General features: G+C 75.0%; 21 protein-coding genes, 1 pseudogene and 1 riboswitch. Of the genes and pseudogenes, 6 read left to right on the top strand and 16 right to left on the bottom strand.

Annotated elements, in window-relative coordinates; translation table 11 throughout:
- Window positions 1–108: 108 nt before the first annotated feature.
- From cobT to PSED_RS13730, 9 genes and pseudogenes are all read right to left on the bottom strand, one after another.
- Entirely contained in the window at window positions 109–1,854 is a 1,746-nt protein-coding gene (cobT, locus tag PSED_RS13765; protein WP_013674854.1) for a nicotinate-nucleotide--dimethylbenzimidazole phosphoribosyltransferase, read from the bottom strand.
- Complete coding sequence (locus tag PSED_RS13760; protein ID WP_013674853.1) at window positions 1,851–2,327, bottom strand: hypothetical protein; 477 nt, start codon at window positions 2,325–2,327, stop codon at window positions 1,851–1,853. Before PSED_RS13760 ends, cobT begins: the two co-directional genes overlap by 4 nt.
- A 34-nt stretch (window positions 2,328–2,361) precedes the next feature.
- Window positions 2,362–2,537, bottom strand: a riboswitch (cobalamin riboswitch).
- Between the two features lie 110 nt (window positions 2,538–2,647).
- Window positions 2,648–3,112, bottom strand: a pseudogene (locus tag PSED_RS35650) (histidine phosphatase family protein); the annotation flags it as partial.
- 4 nt (window positions 3,113–3,116) lie between these two features.
- The gene (gene cobA, locus PSED_RS13755; RefSeq protein WP_013674852.1) at window positions 3,117–4,328 is read right to left on the bottom strand and encodes a uroporphyrinogen-III C-methyltransferase; all 1,212 of its coding nucleotides are present in this window, start codon (window positions 4,326–4,328) and stop codon (window positions 3,117–3,119) included.
- Between the two features lie 305 nt (window positions 4,329–4,633).
- Window positions 4,634–5,023, bottom strand: coding sequence for a cobalamin biosynthesis protein (locus PSED_RS13750; RefSeq protein ID WP_013674851.1), 390 nt, complete (start codon window positions 5,021–5,023; stop codon window positions 4,634–4,636).
- Window positions 5,023–6,360: a cobyrinic acid a,c-diamide synthase CobB gene (locus tag PSED_RS13745; RefSeq protein WP_013674850.1), complete on the bottom strand. Its 1,338-nt coding sequence runs from the start codon at window positions 6,358–6,360 to the stop codon at window positions 5,023–5,025. The genes PSED_RS13750 and PSED_RS13745 overlap by 1 nt, the downstream gene beginning before the upstream one ends.
- A 7-nt stretch (window positions 6,361–6,367) precedes the next feature.
- Window positions 6,368–6,982: a cob(I)yrinic acid a,c-diamide adenosyltransferase gene (cobO, locus tag PSED_RS13740; RefSeq protein WP_013674849.1), complete on the bottom strand. Its 615-nt coding sequence runs from the start codon at window positions 6,980–6,982 to the stop codon at window positions 6,368–6,370.
- Window positions 6,983–7,005: 23 nt separating this feature from the next.
- Window positions 7,006–9,255, bottom strand: coding sequence for a VWA domain-containing protein (locus PSED_RS13735; protein ID WP_041761174.1), 2,250 nt, complete (start codon window positions 9,253–9,255; stop codon window positions 7,006–7,008).
- Between the two features lie 14 nt (window positions 9,256–9,269).
- On the bottom strand, window positions 9,270–10,802 hold the full coding sequence (locus PSED_RS13730; RefSeq protein ID WP_041761172.1) for a cobyric acid synthase: 1,533 nt from the start codon (window positions 10,800–10,802) through the stop codon (window positions 9,270–9,272).
- A gap of 157 nt (window positions 10,803–10,959) precedes the next feature.
- Between PSED_RS13730 and PSED_RS13725 the strand changes: the two genes are divergently transcribed.
- Complete coding sequence (locus PSED_RS13725; RefSeq protein WP_132975441.1) at window positions 10,960–11,880, top strand: SURF1 family cytochrome oxidase biogenesis protein; 921 nt, start codon at window positions 10,960–10,962, stop codon at window positions 11,878–11,880.
- 10 nt (window positions 11,881–11,890) lie between these two features.
- On the opposite strand, the gene PSED_RS13720 is transcribed toward PSED_RS13725, so the two are convergent.
- Complete coding sequence (locus PSED_RS13720; RefSeq protein WP_233899400.1) at window positions 11,891–12,859, bottom strand: cobalamin biosynthesis protein; 969 nt, start codon at window positions 12,857–12,859, stop codon at window positions 11,891–11,893.
- Window positions 12,860–12,941: 82 nt separating this feature from the next.
- On the opposite strand from PSED_RS13720, the gene PSED_RS13715 reads away from it, so the two are divergent.
- Both PSED_RS13715 and PSED_RS13710 read left to right on the top strand, forming a co-directional pair.
- Window positions 12,942–13,577, top strand: coding sequence for a flavin reductase family protein (locus tag PSED_RS13715; protein WP_013674844.1), 636 nt, complete (start codon window positions 12,942–12,944; stop codon window positions 13,575–13,577).
- A gap of 97 nt (window positions 13,578–13,674) precedes the next feature.
- Entirely contained in the window at window positions 13,675–14,124 is a 450-nt protein-coding gene (locus PSED_RS13710; RefSeq protein WP_013674843.1) for a DUF1707 SHOCT-like domain-containing protein, read from the top strand.
- 63 nt (window positions 14,125–14,187) lie between these two features.
- Here PSED_RS13710 and PSED_RS13705 read toward each other — a convergent pair whose 3' ends face one another.
- On the bottom strand, window positions 14,188–15,870 hold the full coding sequence (locus PSED_RS13705; protein ID WP_013674842.1) for an AMP-binding protein: 1,683 nt from the start codon (window positions 15,868–15,870) through the stop codon (window positions 14,188–14,190).
- A gap of 270 nt (window positions 15,871–16,140) precedes the next feature.
- On the opposite strand from PSED_RS13705, the gene PSED_RS13700 reads away from it, so the two are divergent.
- Together PSED_RS13700 and PSED_RS13695 are read left to right on the top strand one after the other, a co-directional pair.
- Window positions 16,141–16,668, top strand: a complete 528-nt coding sequence (locus PSED_RS13700) for a hypothetical protein (protein ID WP_013674841.1) — start codon at window positions 16,141–16,143, stop codon at window positions 16,666–16,668.
- A 143-nt stretch (window positions 16,669–16,811) separates the two neighbouring features.
- Window positions 16,812–17,222 carry an SsgA family sporulation/cell division regulator gene (locus tag PSED_RS13695; protein WP_013674840.1) on the top strand — a complete coding sequence of 137 codons (411 nt, stop codon included), beginning with the start codon at window positions 16,812–16,814 and terminating at the stop codon, window positions 17,220–17,222.
- A 76-nt stretch (window positions 17,223–17,298) separates the two neighbouring features.
- Here PSED_RS13695 and katG read toward each other — a convergent pair whose 3' ends face one another.
- From katG to PSED_RS13680, 3 genes are read right to left on the bottom strand one after another with little or no spacing between them, the layout of a single operon-like run.
- Window positions 17,299–19,626, bottom strand: coding sequence for a catalase/peroxidase HPI (gene katG, locus PSED_RS13690; RefSeq protein ID WP_013674839.1), 2,328 nt, complete (start codon window positions 19,624–19,626; stop codon window positions 17,299–17,301).
- Window positions 19,623–20,063: a Fur family transcriptional regulator gene (locus tag PSED_RS13685; RefSeq protein WP_013674838.1), complete on the bottom strand. Its 441-nt coding sequence runs from the start codon at window positions 20,061–20,063 to the stop codon at window positions 19,623–19,625. Before PSED_RS13685 ends, katG begins: the two co-directional genes overlap by 4 nt.
- 38 nt (window positions 20,064–20,101) lie before the next feature.
- Window positions 20,102–20,743, bottom strand: a complete 642-nt coding sequence (locus tag PSED_RS13680) for a DUF5709 domain-containing protein (protein ID WP_013674837.1) — start codon at window positions 20,741–20,743, stop codon at window positions 20,102–20,104.
- 525 nt (window positions 20,744–21,268) lie between these two features.
- Here PSED_RS13680 and PSED_RS13675 point away from each other — a divergent pair.
- Window positions 21,269–21,904: a TetR/AcrR family transcriptional regulator gene (locus tag PSED_RS13675; protein WP_013674836.1), complete on the top strand. Its 636-nt coding sequence runs from the start codon at window positions 21,269–21,271 to the stop codon at window positions 21,902–21,904.
- Here PSED_RS13675 and PSED_RS13670 read toward each other — a convergent pair.
- Both PSED_RS13670 and PSED_RS13665 read right to left on the bottom strand, forming a co-directional pair.
- Window positions 21,880–22,350: an ATP-binding protein gene (locus PSED_RS13670; protein WP_013674835.1), complete on the bottom strand. Its 471-nt coding sequence runs from the start codon at window positions 22,348–22,350 to the stop codon at window positions 21,880–21,882. The genes PSED_RS13675 and PSED_RS13670 overlap by 25 nt on opposite strands.
- Before the next feature lie 203 nt (window positions 22,351–22,553).
- A complete protein-coding gene (locus PSED_RS13665) occupies window positions 22,554–23,795 on the bottom strand; it encodes an Nramp family divalent metal transporter (protein ID WP_041761164.1) in 1,242 nt (413 codons plus the stop codon).
- Between the last annotated feature and the right edge of the window lie 69 nt (window positions 23,796–23,864).

Here is a 23,864-nt window from a genome sequence, read left to right as displayed (position 1 = left end):
CGATGGCCGCCATGGCGACCATCGCCGCTCACGACCCGCCGGCGGGCCGGGCCGTCGGCGGCCGGGCGGCCGGTCAGGGCGGCCGGTCAGGCGTGCGGCCGCGCCCCGTCACGCGTCCTTGTCGACGACCCCGGCGGAGTCGAACGTCGCGACGTCGTGCAGGGCGCGGACGGCGCTCTGCGCGACGGGGAGGGCGAGCAGCGCGCCGGTCCCTTCCCCCAGCCGCATGCCCATGTCCAGCAGCGGGACGAGCCCCAGGTGGTCGAGCGCGACGGTGTGCCCGGGCTCGACGGAACGGTGCCCGGCGAGGCAGTAGTCGACCGCCGCGGGCGCGAAGGCGGCCGCGACGAGGGCGGCGGCCCCGCCGGAGACGCCGTCGAGCAGCACGGGAACCCGCAGCGCGGCGGCGCCGAGGACGAGCCCCGCGAGCCCGGCGTGCTCGAGCCCGCCGAACGCGGCCAGGACGCCGAGCGGATCGGCCGGGTCGGGGCGGTGGCGCCCCAGCGCCGCGCGCACGACGCCGGTCTTGCGGGCCAGGGTGTCGTCGTCGACCCCGGTGCCGCGGCCCGTCGCGACAGCCGGGTCGGCGCCGGTGAAGGTACAGATCAGCGCCGCGGCGGCCGTCGTGTTCGCGATGCCCATGTCACCGGTGAGCAGGCAGCGGTTCCCGGCCGCCACGAGGTCACGAGCGGTCTCGATACCCGCCTCCACCGCCGCGCGGGCCTGCTCGCGGGTCAGCGCCGGACCGGCGGTCATGTCGGCGGACCCGGCCGCGACCTTGCGCGGCACCAGCCCCGGGACCGGGTCGAGGTCGGCGGCGACCCCGACGTCGACGACGCACACCTCCGCGCCGAGCTGGCGGGCGAACGCGTTCACCACGGCTCCGCCGGCGAGGAAGTTGCCGACCATCTGGGCCGTGACCTCCTGCGGCCACGGGCTCACACCCTGGGCGTGCACGCCGTGGTCGGCGGCGAAGACCGCGACGACGGCAGGCTCGGGCAGCGGCGGCGGGCACACGCCGGCGATCCCGGACAGCGTGACGGCCACGTCCTCGACCCGGCCGAGCGAGCCGCGCGGCTTGGTCATCCGGTCGAGGTGGTCGCGCGCCGCGGCCCGGGCCTGCGCTGACGCCGGCACGATCGCGTCGACGGTCTCGTTGATGAGGTCCATGGGTTCCTCCCCGGGCAGCCCGCGGCGGCCCCAGGTCTCGTGGTGCACCGCCCAGCCGAGCGGACGTCGTCGTGACCAGCCCGCGGTCTCCAGCTCGGGGGCGTCGGCGAACCCGTCGACGTGCCCGACGCACAGATAGGCGACCACCTCGACGTGCGCGGGCAGCCCGAGCAGCCCGGCCAGCTCGCGCTCGCCGGTGCCGTCGAAGAAGCTCACCCACCCCACACCCAGGCCCTCGGCGCGGGCGGCGAGCCACAGGTTCTGCACGGCCGAGACCGCCGAGTACGGGCCCATCCGGGGCTGGGCGTAGCGGCCGAGGGTGTGCCGGCCGCCGCGGGTGGGATCACACGTAACGACGACGTTGACCGGCGTCTCGAGGATCGCCTCGACCCGCAGCGACGCGAACGCCGCCGCCCGGGCCCTGGGCAGCGACGCGGCGTAGGCGTCGCGGTGGCGGTGGACGAGGTCGCGGACGCGCGCGCGGACCGCGCGGTCGCGCAGCACGACGAAGTCCCACGGCTGCGAGTGCCCCACGCTGGGCGCGGTGTGCGCCGAGGCCAGCACGCGGCGCAGGGTCGCGTCGTCGACGTCGCGGTCGGGCAGGAAGCCGGTGCGCACGTCGCGGCGGGCACGGGCGAGGCGGTGGAAGCCGTCGGGGTCGAGCGCCGACGGTCCGGGGCTCACGCGCCCCGGCCCAGCGGACGGCTGCGCGGCGGCACGAGTGCGGGGCCGCAGCGTTCGACGAGCACCCCCGGCAACCGGGCGGGCAGGGAGTCGACCAGTGCCGCGTCCGCGGCACGGTCCCCGGTCACCAGGACGACCGTGCCCGTGGTCAGTCCCGCGGCCAGCGGCGCGAGGTCGGTACCGAGCCGTTCGACACGCCAGGCCTCGGCGTAGAACAGGACGGTCGGCTCAGCGGCGGCGGTCGTGAAGACGACGTCGGCGCCGTCGAGCCGGTCGATGAGCTCGGAGGCCGCGGCGGGCGGGGGCTCGTCGGGCGGGGCACCGGCCCCGGTCGGGCCGCACGTCAGCACGAGCAGCCGGGCAGGTGCCCGGTCGCCCTGCGTCGTGCGCGGGCACCGGAGCCGGCGCAGGGGTGTGCGCGGGTTCGTCCGGTCGCGCGCAGGGTCGGCCGGGCTTCGACCGTCGCCGGTCATGGTCGCCTCCTCGAGGGTCCTCGCCCTGGAAGTCGGGGTGTCGACGACGGCAGGAAGTCTCCTGGCTCCCGGATCGCCCGCGACGTCGCCCGGCCTTCCCACCCCGGCGTCGGGACAGTGGCCACGCGTGGGGACGCGCTCCCCGGTGACAGTGGCGGGACCGCGCCGGATTCGCACCGGACTTCCTCCACTGCCGTCGGTGACGACTGCACCACAGCGCGGCGACCAGGGTCAAGCGGCGGCGGCGTCCGCCACCCCGCGGCGTCGCCCGCGACGAGCGTCGTCACGGAGCCGTTGGGCGGGACCGGCCCCGCGGCGGTGCCGGTGAGCAGCGCGATCGCGGCGCGCAGCGTCTCGCCGTGGGACACGACGACGATCTCGGCGTGTCCGCCGGCGCGAGCCGACGCCAGTACCGCCGCCAGGGCGCCGGCGACCCGCTCGCGCAGTGCGCGGGTGCTCTCGCCGCCGGGCGGCGGGCGGTCGGGGTCGACGGCGCGCACCGCGCTCCCCTCCCAGGCGCCGTGGCACTGCTCGCGCAGGCCCGGCGTCGCCACGACCGGCAGGCCGTGCGGGGCGGCGACGACCGCTGCGGTGTCGAGGGCGCGGCGCTGGTCGCTGGACACGACGGCGCCGACGCGACGGCCGGCGAGCAGCACGGACACGGCCCGGGCCTGCTCCCGCCCGCGCGGGGTCAGCGGGACGTGCGACGTGCAGCCCTGCAGCAGCCCCGCCACGTTCCAGGTGCTCTCGCCGTGCCGGACCAGGTGCAGGAGCGTGCCGACCACCGGCTCAGGAGCCGTCGGGCGAGAGCCCCGCGACCGGCCCGACGACGACGATCGCGGGCGGGCTGATCTCCTGCTCGCGGATGTCGGCGGCGACGTCGCGCAGCGTGGTGCGCAGCGACCGCTGGATGCGCGTCGTGCCGTCCTGGATCACGGCGACCGGGGTGTCGGCGGGCCTGCCGTGCGTGACGAGCGCGTCGGCGAACAGGGCGATCCGCTCGACGGCCATCATCAGCACGACGGTGCCGCGCATCCGGCCCAACGCCGCCCAGTCGGTGAGGCTGCGCGGGTCGTCCGGGGCGACGTGCCCGGACACCACGACGATCTCGTGCGCGACCCCGCGGTGGCTGACCGGCACCCCCGCGACGGCGGGCGCGGCGAACGCGCTGGTGATGCCGGGGACGACCGTGACGGGGACGCCCGCGGCCGTGCAGGCCTGGACCTCCTCGTAGCCGCGGCCGTAGACGAACGGGTCGCCGCCCTTGAGCCGCACCACGAACCGGCCCGCCTTCGCGTGCTCGACCAGCAGCTCGTTGATCTTCTGCTGGGCCATCGCGCGGCCGTACGGAATCTTGGAGGCGTCGACGACCTCGACGTGCGGAGCCAGGTCGTCGAGCAGGTCGCGCGGCCCGAGCCGGTCGGCGACGACGACGTCCGCGCGCGCCAGCAACCGGCGGCCGCGGACGGTGATCAGCTCGGGATCGCCGGGGCCGCCGCCGACGAGGGCGACGCCGGGCAGGACGGGCCCGGCCGCGTCGTCGACGACACCGGCCTGCAACGCCTCGACCAGCGCCGTGCGCACGGCCGCCGACCGCCGGTGCCGTCCGCCCGCCAGCACGCCGACGGTGAGCCCGTCGTGATCGCCGGTGGCGGGCGTGACGGCCGTACCGGCGCTGCCGTCGTCGGCGCGGACGCAGAAGACCCGCCGCCGCTGCGCCTCGGACCCCACGGCCCGGTTGACGGCCGGGTCGTCGGTGCAGGCGACGGCGTACCAGGCGCCGTCGAGGTCGCCGTCGGCGTAGCCGCGTTCGGTCCAGCTGATCTCACCGGCCGACACCATGCCCTCGACCGCCGGGGTGACCTGCGGGGACACCACCTCGATCGCCGCGCCCGAGGCGATCAGCCGCGGCAGCCTCCGCTGTGCGACCTGCCCGCCCCCGACCACCACGACCCGCCGCCCGGCGAGGTCGAGGCCGACCAGGTAGTGCTCCTCACCCACGCGAGACCCTCCGCCGTGCCGTCGATGGTGGCCACCGGGGAGCGCCGCGGGGACACGCGACGCGGGCGGCGTCCCGTCGTCGGGGTGCTCCGCCGCCGTTCGGTGGACGGCCGAGCATAACCGCCGGTGGGCCCACCTCCGGCCGCCTCCGCCCGGCGTCACACCGGGGACCCGGGTGCCCAGCGGGGCCGCGGCGCGCGCCGGGCGGGGGGCGATCGGGCGCGGCGGCCGCCCTCGCCGATCGCACGAACGGCCCTGTGCCGCCGTCCAGTTGCGGGAAAGTGCCGTTCGTGCAACCACGAGGGTCAGTCCGCGGCGGGGCCGGGCAGGACCTCGGCGACGGCCGCGGTGCACCGCTGTCCCACGGTCTTGGCGACCCGCAGTGCCACCTCGTCGCCCGGTCCGGCCAGCTCGGCGGCGGCGAGCAGAGCCGCGGCCTCGGCGACGCTGCCCGCACCGGTCGCCTCCCGGGCGCGGTCGCCCGGGTGCGGCACCGCGACCGCGTCGAGCGCCGCCGCGGGAAAGGTCCGCAGCGTCGCGGGGGCGATCGCGGCGAGCAGGCCGGGCTCGTCGGCACGGCGGTCGATGCTCGCGTAGGCGACGACCCCACCGACCCCGGGGAGCACCCGCGCGAGCAGCTGCGCGACGGCCGCAGCCGTGACGCCACGGGACGCCCCGAGCCCCACGACCAGCATCAGCGTGCGGCAGCCGCGGCGACGAACGCGGTGACGGCGTCGGGGTCGCCGGCGGGGTGGATGTGCAGGAACGAGGCCTGCACCCCGCCGGCGACGAACCCTTCCGGCTCGCCACCGCGCCAGGCCCAGGCGGGTGTCGCCCCGGCGCGCGGGGTGACCGCGCAGTGGTGGAACTCGTGCCCGGCGACCCGGGCCCCGGCCGGACGCCACGGCGTCGCCGACAGCGCGACCGCGGCCCGGTAACCCAGGGTCAGCCGCCCGGTCATCGACGCCGACCCGGCCAGCACCCCACACATCGGCGCCCCGTCCAGGTCCGCGCACAGATACAGCAACCCGCCGCACTCGGCCAGCACCGGCGCCCCCGACCCGGCCAGCGCCGCCACCGCCGCCCGCAACGACGCGTTCGCCGACAGCTCCCCGAGGTGTTCCTCCGGGAACCCACCCCCCAGCACCAGCCCGGCACAGCCCTCGGGAAGCTCCTCGTCGCGCAACGGGTCGACCACCACCACCCGGGCGCCCGCGGCGGTCAACAACTCGATGTGCTCGGCGTAGCCGAAGGTGAACGCCGCCCCGCCCGCGACGGCGACCACGGGCTCCCCGGCCACCGGCGCGGCCACGACCGGGTCCCACACCGGCCCCGGCGCGACGGGCCGGGCGAGTGCCGCGACCGCGTCCAGGTCCACGTGCGCGGCCACCAGGGCGGCCATCGCGTCCACCGCCGCGCGCGCGGCCGCGCCGTGCTCGGCCGCGGGCACCAGGCCCAGATGCCGCGACGGGACCACCAACCCGTCGTGGCGGGGCAACGCGCCGAGCACGGCCAGCCCCACCTCCTCGGCGGCCGCCCGCAGCACCGCCTCGTGCCGGGGGCTGCCGACCCGGTTGAGCACCACCCCGGCGATCTCGACCGGCCCACCCCCCGGATCGAAACACCGGAACCCGTGCAGCAGCGCGGCCAGGCTGCGCGACTGCCCCCTGGCGTCGACCACCAGCAGCACCGGCGCCCCGAGCAGCCGCGCGACGTGCGCGGTCGAGCCGTGCCCGTCACCGACCCGCCCGTCGAACAACCCCATCACCCCCTCCACCACCGCGACCTGCGCACCGACCGCGCCGTGGCGCAGCAACGGCGCGATCCGGTCCTCCCCGACCAGCACCGGGTCGAGGTTGCGGCCGGCCCGGCCCGCCGCGAGCGTGTGGTAGCCGGGGTCGATGTAGTCCGGGCCGACCTTGAACGGCGCCACCGCGGTCCCCCGCCGGGCCAACGCGGCCATGATCCCCGTCGCGACCGTGGTCTTCCCACTCCCCGACGCCGGCGCGGCGACGACCAGGGCGGCTACCACGCGACCCTCACCATTCGATGCCCCGCTGCCCCTTCTGCCCGGCATCCATCGGATGCTTGATCTTCGTCGTGGCCATCACCAGGTCCGCGGCCTCGATCAGCTCCGGCGCCGCGTCCCGACCGGTGATGATCACGTGCTGGTGGCCCTCCCGGGCGGCGAGGACCTCCACGACCTCGCCGACCTCGACCCACCCCCATTTCATCGGATAGGTGAACTCGTCGAGCACGTAGAGGTCGTGGGCCTGCCGCTGCAGACGCCGCCGGATCTCCGCCCACCCCTCCCGGGCCGCCGCGGCGTGATCGTCCTCGGTGCCGGGCCTACGGGTCCAGCTCCACCCCGCGCCCATCTTGTGCCACTGCACCGGCCCACCCTGCCCGGTCTGCTCGTGCACCCGCCCCAACGCGCGGAACGCCTCCTCCTCCCCGACCTTCCACTTCGCCGACTTCACGAACTGGAACACCCCGATCGACCAACCCTGGTTCCAGCCCCGCAACGCCAACCCGAACGCCGCGGTCGACTTCCCCTTCATCTCCCCGGTGTGCACCACCAGCAACGGCCGATTGCGACGCTGACGGGTCGAGAGCCCGTCATCGGGGACGGTGACGACCTTGCCCTGCGGCACGGAGTTCCTCCAGTTCGTGGTGATCAGGCGGCGCGGGTGACGACGTTCGCGACCGACTCGGCGGTCAGCTCGTCGAGCCGGACCAGCTCGGCGCCGGCGTGGCCCGCGACGGTCCCCGCGAGGCCGAGGCGCACGGGCCCGCTCTCGCAGTCGACGACGACGGTGTGCACCCCGTCGGCCGCGAGCAGGCCGGCGGCGCGGCAGGCGTCGGCCACCGGGTCGCCACCGGGCCGGGCGGCGACGGTCGCGCGGCCGTCGGTCAGCAGCACGACCAGGGCGCGGCGACGGGGGTCGCGGCGGCGTTCGGCGTCGAGGACCCGGCGGGCGCGCAGCAGGCCCTGGGCGAGCGGGGTGCGCCCGCCCGTGCGCAGCGTCGCGAGCCGGGTCTGCGCGGTGGGGACGCTCGACGTCGGCGGCAGCGCGACCTCGGCCGCGCCGCCCCGGAAGGTCACGAGGCCGACCTTGTCGCGGCGCCGGTAGGCGTCGCGCAGCAGCGCGAGCACCGCACCCGACACCGCGCTCATCCGCCTGCGGGCGGCCATCGACCCGGACGCGTCGACGACGAACAGCACCAGGTTTCCCTCGCGGCCCTCGCGCTCGGCACCCCGCAGGTCCGACGACCGCACGACGACCTCGCGCCCGCGGCGGCCGCGCGCGGCCTGCAGGGGCGCCGCCGCGGCGAGGGTGGCGGGAAGGTGCAGATCAGCGGCGCGGCGCGGCGCGGCGGCCGTCGCGCGGACGACCCGGCCGGAGTCGGTACGGGCCCGTGAACGACGGCCCGGGGCGCCGTCGCCGACGCCGGGGACCCGGAACCGGCGGGCAGCCGAGGCGGCGAGCCGCACCGGGGTCGGAACGGGAACGGCCCGGCCCGCGGGGCCGGACGAGCCCGATCCGGACGAGCCCGCACCGTCGGCCGGCGAACCATCGGCCCGCGCCCCGTCCGCCGCCGAACCGTCAGGCCACGAACCATCTGCCTGCGCACCGTCCGGCCGCGAACCGGCTCGCCCGGAGTCGTCGGGGTGCGAGCCGCGGGCCCGGGCGCCGTCGGCTCGCGACGCCTCCGTCCCCGAACCGTCGGCCCCCGCACCAGCTGGCGCCGAACCGGGTGGGCCCGAACCATCCCCGGCCGAACCCTCCGGGCCCGAACCGTCTCGGGCCGAACCGTCTCGGGCCGAACCGTCTGGGGCCGAACCGTCTGGGGCCGAACCGTTCGAGCCCGGACCACCCGGTGACGGCGGATCCGGCTCGTCGTCCAGGTTCTCCGCGGCCGAGCGCAGGGCGTCGTCGAGGGTCTGCTCGTCGATCCCCGGCTCGTCGAACGGATCCCGACGCCGCCGGTGCGGCAACGCCAACCGCGCCGCCACCCGAACATCCAGCTCGGCCACCGACCCGGCCCCCCGCCACGCCGCATGCGCCACCGCCGCCCGCGCGATCACCAGATCCGCGCGCATCCCGTCGACCTCCACCGCCGCACACACCCCCGCGATCCGCCGCAGCTCCCGATCCGCCAACACCACCGCGCCCACCCGCGCCCGCGCCGCCACGATCCGCGCCGCCACCTCCCGCTCCGCCTCGGCCCAGCCCGCCGCGAACCCCACCGGATCCGCCTCGAACGCCAGCCCCCGCCGCACCACCTCCGCCCGCGTCGCGACCTCCCGCGACGCGGCCACCTCCACGGTCAACCCGAACCGGTCCAACAACTGCGGACGCAGCTCCCCCTCCTCCGGGTTCATCGTCCCGACCAGCAAAAACCGCGCCGCATGCGACACCGACACCCCATCCCGCTCCACGTGCGCCCGCCCCATCGCCGCCGCGTCGAGCAACACATCCACGAGATGGTCGTGCAGCAGGTTCACCTCGTCGACATAGAGCACCCCGCGGTGCGCCGCGGCCAACAACCCCGGCTGGTAGGCCCGCACCCCCTCGGCCAGCGCCCGCTCCAGATCCAGCGCCCCGACCAGCCGGTCCTCACTCGCCCCGACCGGCAACTCGACCAACCGCGCCGGACGCCGGCCCACCACCGCACCCGGGCCGTGCGGCCCGTCCGGACAGCCCGGGTCGGGGGCGGCCGGGTCACAGCCGAACCGGCAGCCCTCGACCACCTCCACCGCGGGCAGCAGCGCCGCCAGCGCACGCACCGCCGTCGACTTCGCGGTGCCCTTCTCCCCCCGCACCAACACCCCACCCACACCCGGATGGACCGCGTTGAGCAGCAGCGCCAACCGCAGGTCGTCGTGCCCGACGACGGCCGAGAACGGGAAACGCGCGTGCATGAGGCCCGGGGTGGTCACGGCACGGAGCCTGCCAGACCGGTCGTCAGGGTCGGGAGGTCCGCGGGTGCTCCGTGATTGATGACATGTTCAATCGCGGCGGTGTCGAGGTGGTCGGCGACGAGGTCACCGAGCACGTCCAGCTGCGCGGCCCGCTCAGCAGCGAAATCCGTCCCCGGCGCCACCACGAACCCGTCCCGCCCCGCCAACCCCGCCAGCCGGGTCAACAACACCCGACGGAACCCGTCGTTCTCCAACAACCCGTGCCAGTGCGTGCCCAACACCACCCCGGCATCCGAGCCCTCCCCCGGCTCCTCGACCAGCACCGGATCCCCCGACACCACAACCCGCCCATGATGAATCTCATACCCGCGCACCCGCTGCCCCCACGCCGTCCCCACCGGCGTCCCCAGATGCTTGCCCGCCTCGAACCGCACCTCCAGATCCAGCAACCCCAGCCCCGCCACGTCCGCGCCCCCGACCACCTCCACCCCGCCCGGATCCACGATCCGCCGGCCCAACATCTGATACCCCCCACAGATCCCCAACACCGGCTTGCCCGCCCCGGCATGCGCCACCACCGCCGCGGCCAACCCCGAGCGCCGCAACCACCCCAGATCCGCCACCGTCGCCTTCGACCCCGGCACCACCACCACGTCCACGTCCACCAGCCGCGACGGCTCACTCACATACCGCACCGCCACCCCCGGCTCACACGCCAACGCCTCCACATCCGTGGCATTCGACATCCGCGGCAGCCGCACCACCCCCACCCGCAACCACTCCGCCCCCCACGGCGGCCCCGGCCGACCCACCACCGCATCGGCCACCGCCGACAACGAGTCCTCCGCATCCAGCCACAACCGCTCCGACCACGGCAACACCCCGAACGTCGGCCGCCCGGTCAACGCCCGCAACCGATCCAACCCCGGCGCCAACAGCGCCGGGTCCCCCCGGAACTTGTTCACCACGAACCCCGCCACCCGCGCCTGATCGGCCCGGTCGAGCACCGCCAACGTCCCGAACAGATGCGCCAACACCCCACCCCGGTCGATGTCACCCACCACCACCACCGGCAACCCCGCCGCCTGCGCCAGCCCCATGTTCGTGATGTCACCCGCCCGCAGGTTGATCTCCGCCGGCGACCCCGCCCCCTCACAGACCACCACGTCGAACCGCGCCCGCAACCCCGCCAACGACTCCGCCACCACCGCACCCAACGCCGCCGTCCGCGCCCGATACGACACCGCGCTCACCTGCCCCGCCACCCGGCCCCGGACCACCACCTGCGAGGACCGGTCACTACCCGGCTTGAGCAACACCGGGTTGAACTCCACACTCGGCGCCAACCCACACGCATGCGCCTGCATCGCCTGCGCCCGCCCGATCTCCCCACCATCCACCGTGACCACCGAGTTGTTGCTCATGTTCTGCGCCTTGAACGGCGCCACCGACACCCCCCGCCGCCACAACCACCGACACAACCCCGCCACCACCGCGCTCTTGCCCGCATCCGACGACGTCCCCGCCACCAGCAACGCACCCCGCAAGCCGGGTTCGGACGGAGCGGGGACGGACGGAGCGGGCGTGAGGTGATCGGACACGGACGTCAGTATCGGCGTCGCAGGTCACGGGCAGTGGTGTCGGGTGGGGCACCCCACGGGGTCCGGCGTCGGGTGCCGGCCGGGCGGGGCCTACCGTGAGGCCATGCGCTTCCTGCTGCGACCGGGATGGATCGCCCTCGTCGTGGCGGTCGTCGCCTTCGCGGTGGCCTGCTACGTCTACCTCGCGCCGTGGCAGTTCGGCCGCGAGGCCGAGCGCGACTCGCAGCAGAAGGACATCGACATCGCCGCGACCATCGCGCCGCAGCCGTTCTCGACGCTGGTCCCCCAGGACGCCGTCGACCCGTCGTTGCAGTGGCGGCAGGTCACGGTGACGGGCACGTTCGTGCCCGAGGCCGAGGCGGTCGTGCGACTGCGGGTCGTCGACGGGAAGCCCGCGTTCGAGGTCATGACGCCGCTGCGCACCACCGACGGCCGGGTCGTCGTGATCGACCGTGGCTCGGTCGAGGCGGCCGACGGGCAGGTCGTGCCGTCGTTCCCCGCCGCGCCGGGCGGCGAGGTCACCGTCGTCGGACGGCTGCGCACCGACGAGATCGACCCCAAGGACCGGCCCGCGTTCACCCAGGACGGGCACCTGCAGGTCTACAGCGCGAACTCGCAGACCGTCGCCCGCGCGAGCGGGCTGGCCGCAGTCGCGGGTTACGTCGCCGAGCAGAGCGGCCCGGGCACACTGCGCCCGCTCGCGATCGAGCCGGACACCGGCGCCGCGCCGTTCTCCAACTTCTCCTACGCCCTGCAGTGGCTCACCTTCGGGGCGATCGCGCTCATCGCGCTCGGCTACTTCATCCGGCTGGAGCTGTTGCAGCGCCGGACCCGTCGCGACCGCAGGAGCGAGCGGGCCGCCCTGCGCGACGCCCTCGCCGGCCGCGACGAGCCGCCCGTCACCCAGGAGCCGGGTGTGGGCCAGGAGCCATCCGCGGGTCAGGAGCGCGGCGGGGGCGAGCAGGCGGTCGTGCGCGACGCGCCGTCCGGGCGCGCCCGCGACGAGACCGGCGACCGCGCCTGAGCCGGCGCCCTCACCGGGCCCGGGAGCACGGGCCGGGCCGGCTCGTCCACATCGCCGTGGCCGCGGCGAGGACCGCCGACGCCGCACCGACCGCCGTCGAGAGCACCGCGGCGCGGGCGAGGTCGGGCACCTCGGGTGGGCGGCCCTCACCCAGCACCGGCCGCTCCTGCACCCCGTAGGGGTAGACGGTCGTGCCGCCCAGCCGCACCCCGAGGGCCCCCGCGGCCGCCGCCTCGACCGGGCCGGCGTTCGGGCTGGGATGGGCGCCCGCGTCACGTCGCCAGGCCCGCAACGCAGCCCTCGGCGACCCGCCGACCAGCGGCGCGAGCCCCGCGACGAGACAGGCGGCGACTCGGGCGGGGACGAGGTTGGCGAGGTCGTCGAGCCGGGCCGCGGCCCAGCCGAAGCGCGCGTACCGCGGCGAACGATGCCCGATCATCGCGTCGAGGGTGTTGACGGCGCGGTAGCCCAGCAGCCCCGGGACCCCGGCGACGGCACCCCACAGCAGCGGCGCGACGACCGCGTCGGAGGTGTTCTCCGCCAACGACTCCACCCCCGCCCTGGCCATCCCGGCGGCGTCGAGCGTGTCGGGGTCGCGCCCGCACAGGTGGGGCAGCCTGCGTCGCGCGGCGGCCTCGTCGCCCGCGGCGAGCTCGCGGCCCAGCGCCGTCCCCTCCCCCACGAGCGACCGGCCGCCGAGCACCGCCCAGGTGGCCACACCCGTCGTCACCACGACCGCCGCCGGCGCCCGGGACGCCCGTTCGACCGCGAGGCCCGCCGCGACCACGCCCCCGACCAGCGCGACGACGTGCGCGGCTCCGCGCGCCCTGCTGTCGGCCCGGTCCCGGCGTTCGAGTGCGCCGGCGAGCCGGCCGAACCCGGCGACTGGGTGGCCGCGGCGCGGGTCGCCGACGACCCGGTCGGCGAGGACACCGGCGAGGAGACCGAGGGCGCGGGCGGTGCCACGGGACGATCGCACGGCCGCGACGCTACGGAGCACCCGGTGTGGCCGCGCCCACCGGGGTTCGCCGCCGCCGCGACGACGAGGGAGGATCCGTCGCATGCGCACCGACATGAGTCCTGACGAGATGGGCGCTCGCGCGTTCTACAAGCTGCTGACCTCGTCCGTGCTGCCGCGGCCGATCGCGTGGGTGTCGACGCGGTCGGCGGCGGGCGTCGACAACCTCGCGCCGCACTCGTTCTTCACCGTCGCGTGTGTGGACCCGCCGATGCTGCAGTTCACCTCCTACAGGGTGAAGGACTCGCTGCGCAACGTGCGCGAGACCGGCGAGTTCGTGATCTCGATCGCGACGGAGCCGATGTTCGAGCGGATCAACGCCACGGCGACCGACTTCCCCGCCGAGATCAGCGAGTTCACCGCCGTCGGGCTGACGCCCGAGCCGAGCAAGCTCGTCGCCCCGCCGCGGGTGGCGGAGTCGCCGATCGCGTTCGAGTGCCGGCTGGAGCGCGACCTGACCCTGGGCGACTCGACGGTCGTGATCGGCCGCGTCGTGCACGCCGTCGTCGATCCGGACGTGCTGGAGACCGACGAGCGCGGCAACACGCTGCCGTCGGTGGAGCGGCTGCGGCCGCTGGCCCGGCTGGGCCGCAACGAGTGGGGCCGGCTGGGCGAGGTCGTCTCGATCTCCCGCATCAGCTACCGCGACTGGCCCGGACACTTCGGCGGCACGGACTGACCGCACACGTCGCGTCGATTTCGACATGTCGAACTTGACACGTCAGGGGTGACGCGAGCAGGCTGGGTCACGTCGCACGAACGGACGGAGGACCCCGATGCCCGACCACGACGCACATCCCGGCCTGCGGATCGGCGACGCCGAACGCGAGCACACCGAGGCGCTGCTGCGGACGCACGTCGGCGACGGACGGCTCGACCTCACCGAGTTCGAGTCCCGGCTCGACGCCGTCCACGCCGCCCGCACCCAGGCCGACCTCGACGCGGTCACCCGCGATCTGCCCGTCCTCACGGCCCGCGAGCCCGTCGCGACCGCGGCGCCCACGACGGCCCGGCCGCGGATCGCCGCCGGGCGCGCCGCGGCCTGGGCACCGTGGGCGCTCGTCGGCACGATCTGCCTGGTCATGTGGCTCGCGACCTCGGTGGGGACGGGCAGCGTGCAGCCGTTCTGGCCGGCCTGGGTGATCGGCCCGTGGGGCGCGCTGCTCCTGCTCGGCACCCTCACGGGCCGCCGCTCACCCTGCCCGGCAGGCCGGACCGGCTCCTGACCATCTCAGGCGGTCGTGAGTGGCGTCAGCCGCTGTGACGACTGCTGTGACGACGAACGCCGCTCACAGGGTGTACTCGCCCTGCGCGGTCGCCGCCTCGGAGCCGTGGATGTCCTGCTCGCGCCCGCGCAGCTCGACGCGACGGATCTTGCCGGAGATCGTCTTGGGCAGGTCGGCGAACTCGAGGCGCCGGATCCGCTTGTAGGGCGCCAGGTTGTCGCGCGCGAACTCGAGGATCGAGCGGGCCGTCGCCTCGTCGGGCGTGTGCCCGGCCGCCAGGACGACGTAGGCCTTCGGCACCGCGAGCCGCACCGGATCGGGCGAGGGCACGACGGCCGCCTCCGCGACCGCCGGGTGCTCGATCAGCACGCTCTCCAGCTCGAACGGGCTGATCCGGTAGTCGCTGGCCTTGAAGACGTCGTCGGAGCGGCCGACGTAGGTGATGTAGCGGTCCGCGTCGCGGGAGCCGACGTCGCCGGTGTGGTAGTAGCCGCCGGCCATGGCCTCGGCGTTGCGCTCGTCGTCGCCGTAGTAGCCGACCATCAGCCCCGTCGGGCGGCGCGACAGGTCGATGCAGATCTCGCCCTCGTCGCTCTTCTCGCCCGTCGCGGGGTCGATCAGCTCGATCGGGAAGCCCGGGATGGGCCGGCCCATCGAGCCGGGCTTGACGGTCTGCCCGGGCGGGTTGCCGATCTGCACGCTCGACTCGGTCTGGCCGAAGCCGTCGCGGATCCGCACGCCCCAGGCCTTCTCGACCTGCTCGATGACCTCGGGGTTGAGCGGCTCCCCCGCCCCGACGACCTTCTGCGGCGGGGTGCGCAGCGTCGACAGGTCGGCCTGGATGAGCATGCGCCACACCGTCGGCGGGGCGCAGAAGCTGTCGACGCCGCAGCGCTCCAGCACGCCCAGCACGCTCTCCGCGTCGAACCGTGCGTAGTTCATGACGAGCACGGTGGCCTCGGCGATCCACGGCGCGAAGACGTTGGACCAGGCGTGCTTGGCCCAGCCCGGCGAGGAGATGTTGAGGTGCACGTCGCCGGGCTCCAGCCCGATCCAGTACATCGTCGACAGGTGGCCGACCGGGTAGGACTGGTGGGTGTGCTCGACCAGCTTCGGCTTGGCCGTCGTGCCGGAGGTGAAGTAGAGCAGCAGCGTGTCGTCGGCCCGGGTGACGCCGTCGGGCACGAACGTGTCGGCGACGTCGTAGGCCTCGGTGTAGTCGAGCCAGCCGGACGGCGCGCCCCGCACGGCGATGCGCGTGTAGTCGCCCGCGACGTCGTCGAACTTGCCGGCGTCGGCACCGCCGACGACCACGTGCCGGGCGTTGCCGCGCTCGACCCGGTCGCGCAGGTCCTCGGCGGTGAGCAGCGTCGTCGCCGGGATGACGACCGCGCCGAGCTTCATCGCCGCGAGCAGCGTCTCCCACAGCTCGAGCTGGTTGCCCAGCATGAGGATGATCCGGTCACCGCGCGCGACACCCTGGGCACGCAGCCAGTTCGCCACGCGGTCGGAGCGCGACGACATCTCCGCGAACGTCCAGTACGCCTCCGAGCCGTCGCTCTCGACGATCCACAGCGCCCGGCGGGCGCCACGCTCGGGATCGGCGGCGACGTTGTCGAAGTGGTCGAGGGCCCAGTTGAACTCGGTGAGCTGCGGCCAGCGGAAGTCGCGGACGGCCGTGTCGTAGTCGGTGCGGTGGGTCAGCAGGAAGTCGCGCGCCGCGTAGAAGGCATCCGCCTCGGTCATCTCGCACTCCGTCGTGTTCCTGAGCTCATGTGCCGATGTCTCTGTGTCGACCGGTCTCCGTGTCAACCGGTCTGGTGCCGACCGGTCCCCGTGCCGATCATCTGGCGACACCCTAGCCACGACCGGCCCTGCGCGGCGGCGTCGCGGCGGACCGGGCTGACCGTCCGGCGGGGGCCGTCCGGCGCACCGCGGGGCGCACCCGCACGTCAGCCGGACGCGCCGGAAGCGGACGGCCGCCGCGCAGCCGGTGCGGGGCTAGCGTCCGCCCCCGTGACGACGCACCCCACCGCCGCCGGACCCGTCGACACCGACCACGGTTCCCGCGCCGCAGGTCCCCGCCCCGTCCGCAGGCTGCTGGCGGCCACGGCCACGGCCGCGCTGGCCGTCGCCGTCCTCGCCGGTTGCGCAGGGGGCGCGGCGGGGCCCGACGCCGCCGGCGGCACACCCTCGTCCACGACCCCGACACCGTCCGCGACCCCACCGTCGTCGGGCACGGCCGCCGGCCCGACGGCGCCGGCCGGCGGCCTGCTCTGGCCCGTCACCGACGCCGCCGCCGCGAAGGCGCTGCAGGCCCAGGTCGACAACGGCGCCCAGCCGTGGCTGCTCGACCCGGCCGAGGTGGCGACCAGCTACGCGACGACGGTCCTCGGCTGGCGGGCACCGACCGCGGGCGCGCCCGACTCCGGATCGGTCGTCGTGACCGACCCGGACGCGGGGTCGACGACCGTGACGATGGTCCAGCCGGCCACCACGGGTGCGGCCGGAATCTGGGTCGTGACCGCCGCACGTCGCAACTGAGACTGCGTCGTCCGGCCGATCGACGTCCGTCATCTGATCGAGTGAACCCCGGCGAGAAGTGCAGCGTCCGGGCGGCCGCGGGCGATTCCCTGTGCGAGGCCGGAACACACGGGGACCGGCAACCAGCGCCAGGGAGCACGACGATGACGACCGACTCGGTCCAGCAGGACATGTTCACCGTGCTGCACGGGCAGCCCGCGCCGGTCGTGACGCGCTGGAGCTACGACGCCCGCGACCCGTTCGCCGTCACGTTCGCCGTCCGGACCAGGGGCGATCGGTGGGTCGAGTGGCTCGTGGCCCGCGACCTGGTCGTCGAGTCGCTCGAGGGCCCGGCGGGCCACGGCCACATCCGGATGAGCCCGCAGATCGTCCAGGGCTACGACATCGTCGAGATCGAGATCAGCTCGTTCGACGGCCGCGCGATCCTCGAGGTCGACCGCGACCTGCTCCGCAGCTTCGTCGACGCCACCACCGAGCTCGTCGCTCTGGGTGACGAGCCGACCCGGATGGACCTCGACTCGGAGATCGCGAAGCTCACGCAGGGTTGCCTCTGAGCGACGCGGCACCGCCGCACGACCGGGCCCGGCCGTCCCCGCGCGGGGATCGGCCGGGCCCGTTGCGGTGTGGGGCTCAGGCGAGGTCGAACCGGTCGAGCTCCATCACCTTGGTCCACGCCGAGACGAACGCGTTCAGGAAGCGCTCCCGTCCGGCCTCACCCGCGTAGACCTCCGCGAGGGCCCGCAGCTGGGAGTTGGAGCCGAAGACGAGGTCGACGGCCGTGGCCGTCCACCGCACCTCGTCGGTCGCGACGTCGCGGATCTCGTACACGTTCTCCTCGGACCTCGACGTCGTCCACCGGGTACCGGGCGCGAGCAGGTTGGTGAAGAAGTCGTTGGTGAGCACACCCGGCCGGTCGGTGAGAACGCCGTGCGGGCTCCCGCCGACGTTGGCACCGAGCGCGCGCAGGCCACCGACGAGCACCGTCATCTCCGGCGCGGTCAGGTCGAGCATGTAGGCGCGGTCGACCATGAGCACCTCGGGCTGGAGCTTCTCCCCGGCGCGCAGGTAGTTGCGGAAGCCGTCCGCGCGCGGCTCGAGGACCCGGAACGAGTCGACGTCGGTCTGCTCCTGGGTGGCGTCGGTGCGGCCGGGACGGAACGGCACGGTGAGCTCGACACCGGCGTCGCGCGCGGCCTTCTCGACGCCGGCCGACCCGGCCAGCACGATCAGGTCGGCGAGCGAGATCGACGCGCCGCCGCCGGCGTTGAACTCGTCGCGGATGCCCTCGAGCGTCTCCAGCACCGACGTGAGCTGCTCGGGCTGGTTGACCTCCCAGCTGCGCTGGGGCTCCAGGCGCAGCCGCGCACCGTTGGCCCCCCCGCGTTTGTCCGTGGCCCGGAAGCTGGCCGCGGACGCCCACGCCGTGCCGACGAGCTGGGCCGTGGTGAGTCCGGACCCCAGGATCGTCTCCTTGAGCGCGGCGACGTCGGCCTCGCCCACGAGCTCGTGGTCGACCGCGGGCACCGGGTCCTGCCACAGCTGCGGCTCGGCCACCCACGGGCCGAGGAATCGGCTGACCGGACCCATGTCGCGGTGCAGCAGCTTGTACCAGGCCTTCGCGAACGCGAGGGCGAACTCGTCGGGATTCTCCATGAAGCGCCGCGAGATCGGCCCGTAGGTCGGGTCGAAGCGCAGCGCCAGGTCGGTCGTCAGCATCGTCGGCCGGTGCTTGACGTTCGGGTCGTACGGGTCGGGGATGATCTCGGGCGCGTCCTTGGCGACGTACTGCTTGCCCCCGCCGGGGCTGGTCGTCAGCTCCCACTCGTAGCCGAAGAGGATCTCGAAGAAGCGGTTGCTCCACTCGGTCGGACGGTCGGTCCACGTCACCTCCAGCCCGCTGGTGATCGTGTCGGGCCCCTTGCCCGTCCCGTAGGTGCTCAGCCAGCCCAGACCCTGCGTCTCCAGCGGCGCGGCCTCGGGCTCGGGGCCGACGTGGTCGTCGGCCACCCCGGCGCCGTGGGTCTTGCCGAAGGTGTGCCCGCCCGCGATCAGCGCGACGGTCTCCTCGTCGTCCATCGCCATCCGCGCGAACGTCTCGCGGATGAAGTGCGCCGCCGCCATGAAGTCGGCACTGCCGCGAGGGCCCTCGGGGTTGACGTAGATCAGGCCCATCTCGGTTGCGCCGAGCTCGGGGACCATGTCGCTGTCGGTGACGTAGCGTTCGTCGCCCAGCCAGTCGTCCTCCGGGCCCCAGAAGATCTCCTCCGGTTCCCAGGTGTCCTCGCGGCCGAAGCCGAAGCCGAACGTCTGGAAGCCCATCGATTCGAGCGCGACGTTGCCGGCGAGGACGAGCAGGTCGGCCCAGGAGATCTGCTGCCCGTACTTCTCCTTGACCGGCCACAGCAGCCGACGTGCCTTGTCCAGGTTGGCGTTGTCGGGCCAGCTGTTGAGCGGGGCGAACCGCTGGGCCCCGTCGCCCGCGCCGCCGCGTCCGTCGTAGATCCGGTAGGTGCCCGCGGCGTGCCAGCTCATCCGGATCATCAGCCCGCCGTAGTGGCCGAAGTCGGCGGGCCACCAGTCCTGCGGGGTCGTCAGCACCTCGACGATGTCGCGCTTGAGGGCGTCGACGTCGAGGTTCGCGAACTCGTCGGCGTACCGGAAGTCCGCGCCCAGTGGGTTGCTCCTGGGCGAGTGGGCGCGCAGCACCGAGAGGTCGAGCTGGTTGGGCCACCAGTCGCGGACCGTGTGCGGCCTGCCCGACGACTTCGCGGTCGGCGAGTCGATCGCCGGGTTCTCGCTCTCGCTGCCGTGGGAGGTCACCGAGTCGTGCGCGACGGGGCAGCCCGCCTCGGCCTTCTTGTCCACCCCCTGTGCGCTCGACGGGCCGGTGCCGCTCGTCTCGGATCCTGTGTTCGCCGTGCCGGAGTTCTCGGGGTTGCGGTTCTCGGGGTCGCTCATCGGTGTGCCTTCCGGACTCGCTGTTCTTCACGGCTGCGCTGGGCCGCGCAGGCGGGGCAGATGCCCCAGAAGACGACCTCGGCCTCGTCGATCAGGAAGCCGCGGTCGTCGGAGGCGTCGAGGCAGGGGGCCGGGCCGACGGCGCAGTCGACGTCGGCGATCGCCTCGCAGACCCGGCACACGACGTGGTGGTGGTTGTCCCCGACGCGCGCCTCGTACCGGGCGGTCGTGCCCGCCGGCTGGATGCGGCGCACCAGGCCGGCGTCGGTCAGCGCCCGCAGCACGTCGTAGACCGCCTGGTGCGACACCGTGGGCAGGCTCGCCCGGACCAGCCCGATGACCGTCTCGGTGTCGACGTGTGGGTGGTCGTGCAGGGTGGCGAGCACGGCGAGCCGCGGCCGGGTCACGCGCAACGACACGGCGCGCAGCCGCGCCACGTGGTCCCCGCCGTGCGGGAGTGAACCGGCGGGCGCGGTCAGGACAACCTGCCGTCGGGTCCGGCGTCGTCACGGCCCGAGGCCGCGGCCGCCGCCCCCGCCGCGTCGGGCACCGCGTCGATACCGGCCGCGCGATCCAGGACGCCGCCCGGGTCGCGGTGCTCCTCGTCGCGGCCCGCGATCGGGTCGCCCTCGGCGTCGCGGTGGGCGTCGCGTTCGGCCTGCTCGGCGCGCGGTCCGTCGTCCAGCTGGGCGGCGACCTCGGGGTCGCCGACCGGGCTGTCGTCGACGACCGGTTCGAGCGGGTCGCCGCCGGTGCGGTGCACCGCCGCCTCCTCCGCCGACGCGGCGCCGCCGTCGACCCCGACCTCGACGGCATCGTTGTCGTCGACGGCCCCGCCGCCCGCGTCGGTGTGTTCGGCGACGAGCCGTCCCGCCCGCTCGGCATCCGTCGGCCCGGCGTCGTCGGACAGCTCGCGGGCCAGCCTGTCGTCGTGGCTCTCGCCCGCGCGGGCCCCGGCAGGGGTGACGGTGTCGCCGTCGAGCTCGATCGGCCGGTCGGGCGGCACCCAGCCGGCGTCCAACGGGTCGCCCTCGCCGGTCAGCGTGTAGTCGGCGTTCTCGTGCACCAGCTCCCCGATGTCGGGGGCCTGGGGCTGGGGATCGTCACGGCGGGCCATGTCGCCGGTTCCTCCTCGTCGTACGGGCTGTCGTGCGGGTGGCTGTCGTGCGGGTGGCTGTCGTGCAGGCGGGCCGGTCGGCGTCGCGGCCGGTCGCGGGAGCGGGCGACCTCGCGACCGCGGGCACGAGCCCACCCGGCCGCTGCGCACGGTCCGAAGGCGCATACCCGCGCCGTCCCCGGCTCACACGGGTTACGGTCGGAAAGTCTGCGGGACGGCCCTCGGCCGCCGGACCTGCGGCGTCGTGCTGCTGTGCCGATGCCTCGTCCCGGCACCACGTCCCGGCACCACGTCCCGGCGCGACGCCCCACGGCGACCTGCCGAGGAGGCGGGCCCGGTACGGGCGTCCCGTGCACGCGGCGTCACACGGCCGGGGCAGGTCCGGGCCCGCACGGGCGCGTCGCGCCGCGGCCGCACCCGCCGCGGGGGCCCGATGTGTTGTGATGACCTCGACTCCGCCCGGCACGGTCGTTTCCGACGAACCAGACAGGCCCGGCGGGGCGGGCGGGCCCAGGAGGAGAGCAGATGGCGACGCAGGACACCGGCGAGGCGAGCGCGCGGCGGGCACGGCCCCGCGACGCCGCGGCCACGCGCCGGGCGCTGCTCGTCGCCGCTCGCGAGCTGTTCGCGGCCGTCGGGTACGACGCCACGACGGTCCGCGCCGTCGCCGAGCGCGCCGGCGTCAACCAGGCCCTGCTGTTCCGGCACTTCGGCAACAAGGAGGGACTCTTCGCCGAGGCGCTCTCCGGCGAGGCGATGGCGCTGCTCGAGGACGGGCCGCCAGAGGAGCTGCTCGACCGCGCGCTGGCCGCCATCACCGCCGACGACCCGAGCGGCACCGAGCTGTTCTTCGCGGTCCTGCGCTCGACGGGCAGCACCGAGGCCGGCGCGGCGATGCGCGCGGAGCTGGAGACGCGCTGGGGCGGGACGTTCGCCGGGCTCGTCGACACCGACGACGAGGCCGACGCCGCCCTGCGTGCCGGGTTGATGCTCGCGTGGCTGCTCGGGATCGGGCTGCTGCGCACCGTCATCCCGACGCGGCCGATGTCGGATGCCGATCCGGCCGCGATCCGCGAGCACGTGCTGCGCGGCGCCCGGGCGCTGCTCGGGACGCCGCGCACGTCCGGCGGCGGGGATCAGGCGCCCTCGCCCGCGCGGTGATGCCCCGCCGACTGGTCCGCGGCGGGCAGCGGATGGCGCAGGTGCACCTTGCTGCCGGCGTCGTCGACATGGATCAGCACGGCGCCGACCATGCGCTGCATCAGCCCGATGCCGCGGCCGGGGGTGTCGGTCGGGTGCCAGTTGCCGTGGTCGGTGACCTCGATGCACAGGGCGCCGGGCTCGGTCCAGAGCGTCAGCTCGACGTCGCCGTGCTCGTCGGGGCCGTAGGCGTGCTGCACGGCGTTGGCGGTGGCCTCGTCGACGGCGAGCACGACGTCGTCGACCTCATCGGGGCTCAGCCCGAGCGGGGTGATCCAGTCGACGAGCTCGCGGCGGATGGCGCCGAGCTGTGCGGGCTCGGCGCGCCAGCTGCGGTGGACGAACTCGACGGCGTCGGGCCGGGAGCCGGCGGGGACGGGGTCGGGGTGACGGTCGGGATGGGACATCGGCACCCTCCGGGTGCTCGGGGCGGTCACGAGTCCCTCCCGGGGTTGCACGGGCGCCGCCGGCGCAACCACCATTGAGCGCACGGAGCCCCACGCTCGTCGGGTCGCGGGTCCACCCCGGCCGCCGACGTGAGCGCGAGCAGATGCGCCGACGTCCCGCGAACGCCGATCACCCCGGGCTGCGTCCGCAGGCCCAGAGGTCCCTAGCCCTGCCCGGTCGCCGTCAGGTAGATCAGCACGACGTTGAGCGCGACGATCGCCGTGCACACCACGATGCCGGCCACGACGGTGCCGCGCCGGTTGACGTCCTCGCCCATGACCGAACGGCGCGAGGTGAGGACGACCAGCGGGATCAGCGCGAACGGGATGCCGAACGACAGCACCACCTGCGAGACGATGAGTGCCCACGTCGGGTCGATGCCGATGCCCAGGACGATGAGCGCGGGGATGGCCGTGACGATCCGGCGGGCCACGAGCGGCACCCGGATCTTCAGCAGCCCCGACATCACGACGGAGCCGGAGTAGCAGCCGACCGCCGTCGACGCCAGGCCGGAGAACAGCAGGGCGACCGCGAACCCGATCGCGAACAGCGGCCCGAGCTTGTCGCCGATCGCGGCGTGGACGCCCTCGAGCGTCGCGGTGCGCTGGTCGCCGGTCAGCACCGCGGCGCCGACGAGCAGCAGGCCCAGGTTCACCGCACCGGCGACGGTGAGCGCGACGGCGACGTCCGCGCGGGTCGCGGACAGCAGCCGGCGACGGGCGGGGCCGGGCGCGGGCGAGCCGTGCCGGTCGCGCGAGAGCGACGAGTGCACGTAGATCGCGTGCGGCATGACCGTCGCGCCCAGCATGCCGGCGGCCAGCAGGACGCTGCCGGTGCCCGCGAAGCCCGGGACGATGCCGCCGACGACACCCGCGGCCGACGGCGGCGCGACGAACAGGCTCGCGACGAAGCCCACCCCGACGACGGCCAGCATCGTCGCGACGACCCGCTCGAACCGCTTCTGGCCGTTGCGGTCGGCCACCTTGAGGATCGCCATGGACACGACCGAGGTGATGACGCCGCCCCAGATCAGCGGGAGGTCGAACAGCAGCGCGAGGGCGATCGCCCCGCCGAGCACCTCGGCGAGGTCGGTCGCCATCGTCACCAGCTCGGCCTGCACCCAGTAGGCGACGCGCGTCCCGCGGGGCAGGTGCTCGCGCAGCGACTCCGGCAGGGACCTCCCGGTGACCAGCCCGAGCTTGGCCGACAGGTACTGCACGAGGCCCGCCATCAGGTTGGCGACGAGCACGACCCACACGAGCAGGTAGCCGTAGGAGGCGCCCGCGGCGGTGTTCGTCGCGACGTTGCCGGGGTCGACGTACGCGGCGGCCGCGACGAGCGCGGGTCCCAGGAGCAGCGCCCCCGACCGGGCCCGCGCGACACGCACCTTGACGGCTGCGGTCATCGCGTTCACGTGCTCGGGCCTCCGGGGGTGGGTCCTTCAGGACATGATCGGGCCATCCTGCGTGACGGC

Origin of the sequence: Pseudonocardia benzenivorans CB1190, assembly GCF_000196675.2 — a bacterium.
Lineage (GTDB): Bacteria > Actinomycetota > Actinomycetes > Mycobacteriales > Pseudonocardiaceae > Pseudonocardia > Pseudonocardia benzenivorans.
Note: the sequence above shows the minus strand (reverse complement) of the source record. Positions and strands in the feature narration are given on the sequence as shown.

Excerpts from the sequence above, each read along its gene's own strand:
- PSED_RS13760 (WP_013674853.1), bottom strand. The coding sequence starts at position 2,327 with ATGACCGGCGACGGTCGAAGCCCGGCCGACCCTGCGCGCGACCGGACG.
- PSED_RS13750 (WP_013674851.1), bottom strand. The coding sequence starts at position 5,023 with ATGCTGGTCGTGGGGCTCGGGGCGTCCCGTGGCGTCACGGCTGCGGCC.
- PSED_RS13735 (WP_041761174.1), bottom strand. The coding sequence starts at position 9,255 with ATGCACGCGCGTTTCCCGTTCTCGGCCGTCGTCGGGCACGACGACCTG.
- PSED_RS13725 (WP_132975441.1), top strand. The coding sequence starts at position 10,960 with ATGCGCTTCCTGCTGCGACCGGGATGGATCGCCCTCGTCGTGGCGGTC.
- PSED_RS13715 (WP_013674844.1), top strand. The coding sequence starts at position 12,942 with ATGCGCACCGACATGAGTCCTGACGAGATGGGCGCTCGCGCGTTCTAC.
- PSED_RS13710 (WP_013674843.1), top strand. The coding sequence starts at position 13,675 with ATGCCCGACCACGACGCACATCCCGGCCTGCGGATCGGCGACGCCGAA.
- PSED_RS13705 (WP_013674842.1), bottom strand. The coding sequence starts at position 15,870 with ATGACCGAGGCGGATGCCTTCTACGCGGCGCGCGACTTCCTGCTGACC.
- PSED_RS13695 (WP_013674840.1), top strand. The coding sequence starts at position 16,812 with ATGACGACCGACTCGGTCCAGCAGGACATGTTCACCGTGCTGCACGGG.
- katG (WP_013674839.1), bottom strand. The coding sequence starts at position 19,626 with ATGAGCGACCCCGAGAACCGCAACCCCGAGAACTCCGGCACGGCGAAC.
- PSED_RS13680 (WP_013674837.1), bottom strand. The coding sequence starts at position 20,743 with ATGGCCCGCCGTGACGATCCCCAGCCCCAGGCCCCCGACATCGGGGAG.
- PSED_RS13675 (WP_013674836.1), top strand. The coding sequence starts at position 21,269 with ATGGCGACGCAGGACACCGGCGAGGCGAGCGCGCGGCGGGCACGGCCC.
- PSED_RS13670 (WP_013674835.1), bottom strand. The coding sequence starts at position 22,350 with ATGTCCCATCCCGACCGTCACCCCGACCCCGTCCCCGCCGGCTCCCGG.
- PSED_RS13665 (WP_041761164.1), bottom strand. The coding sequence starts at position 23,795 with ATGACCGCAGCCGTCAAGGTGCGTGTCGCGCGGGCCCGGTCGGGGGCG.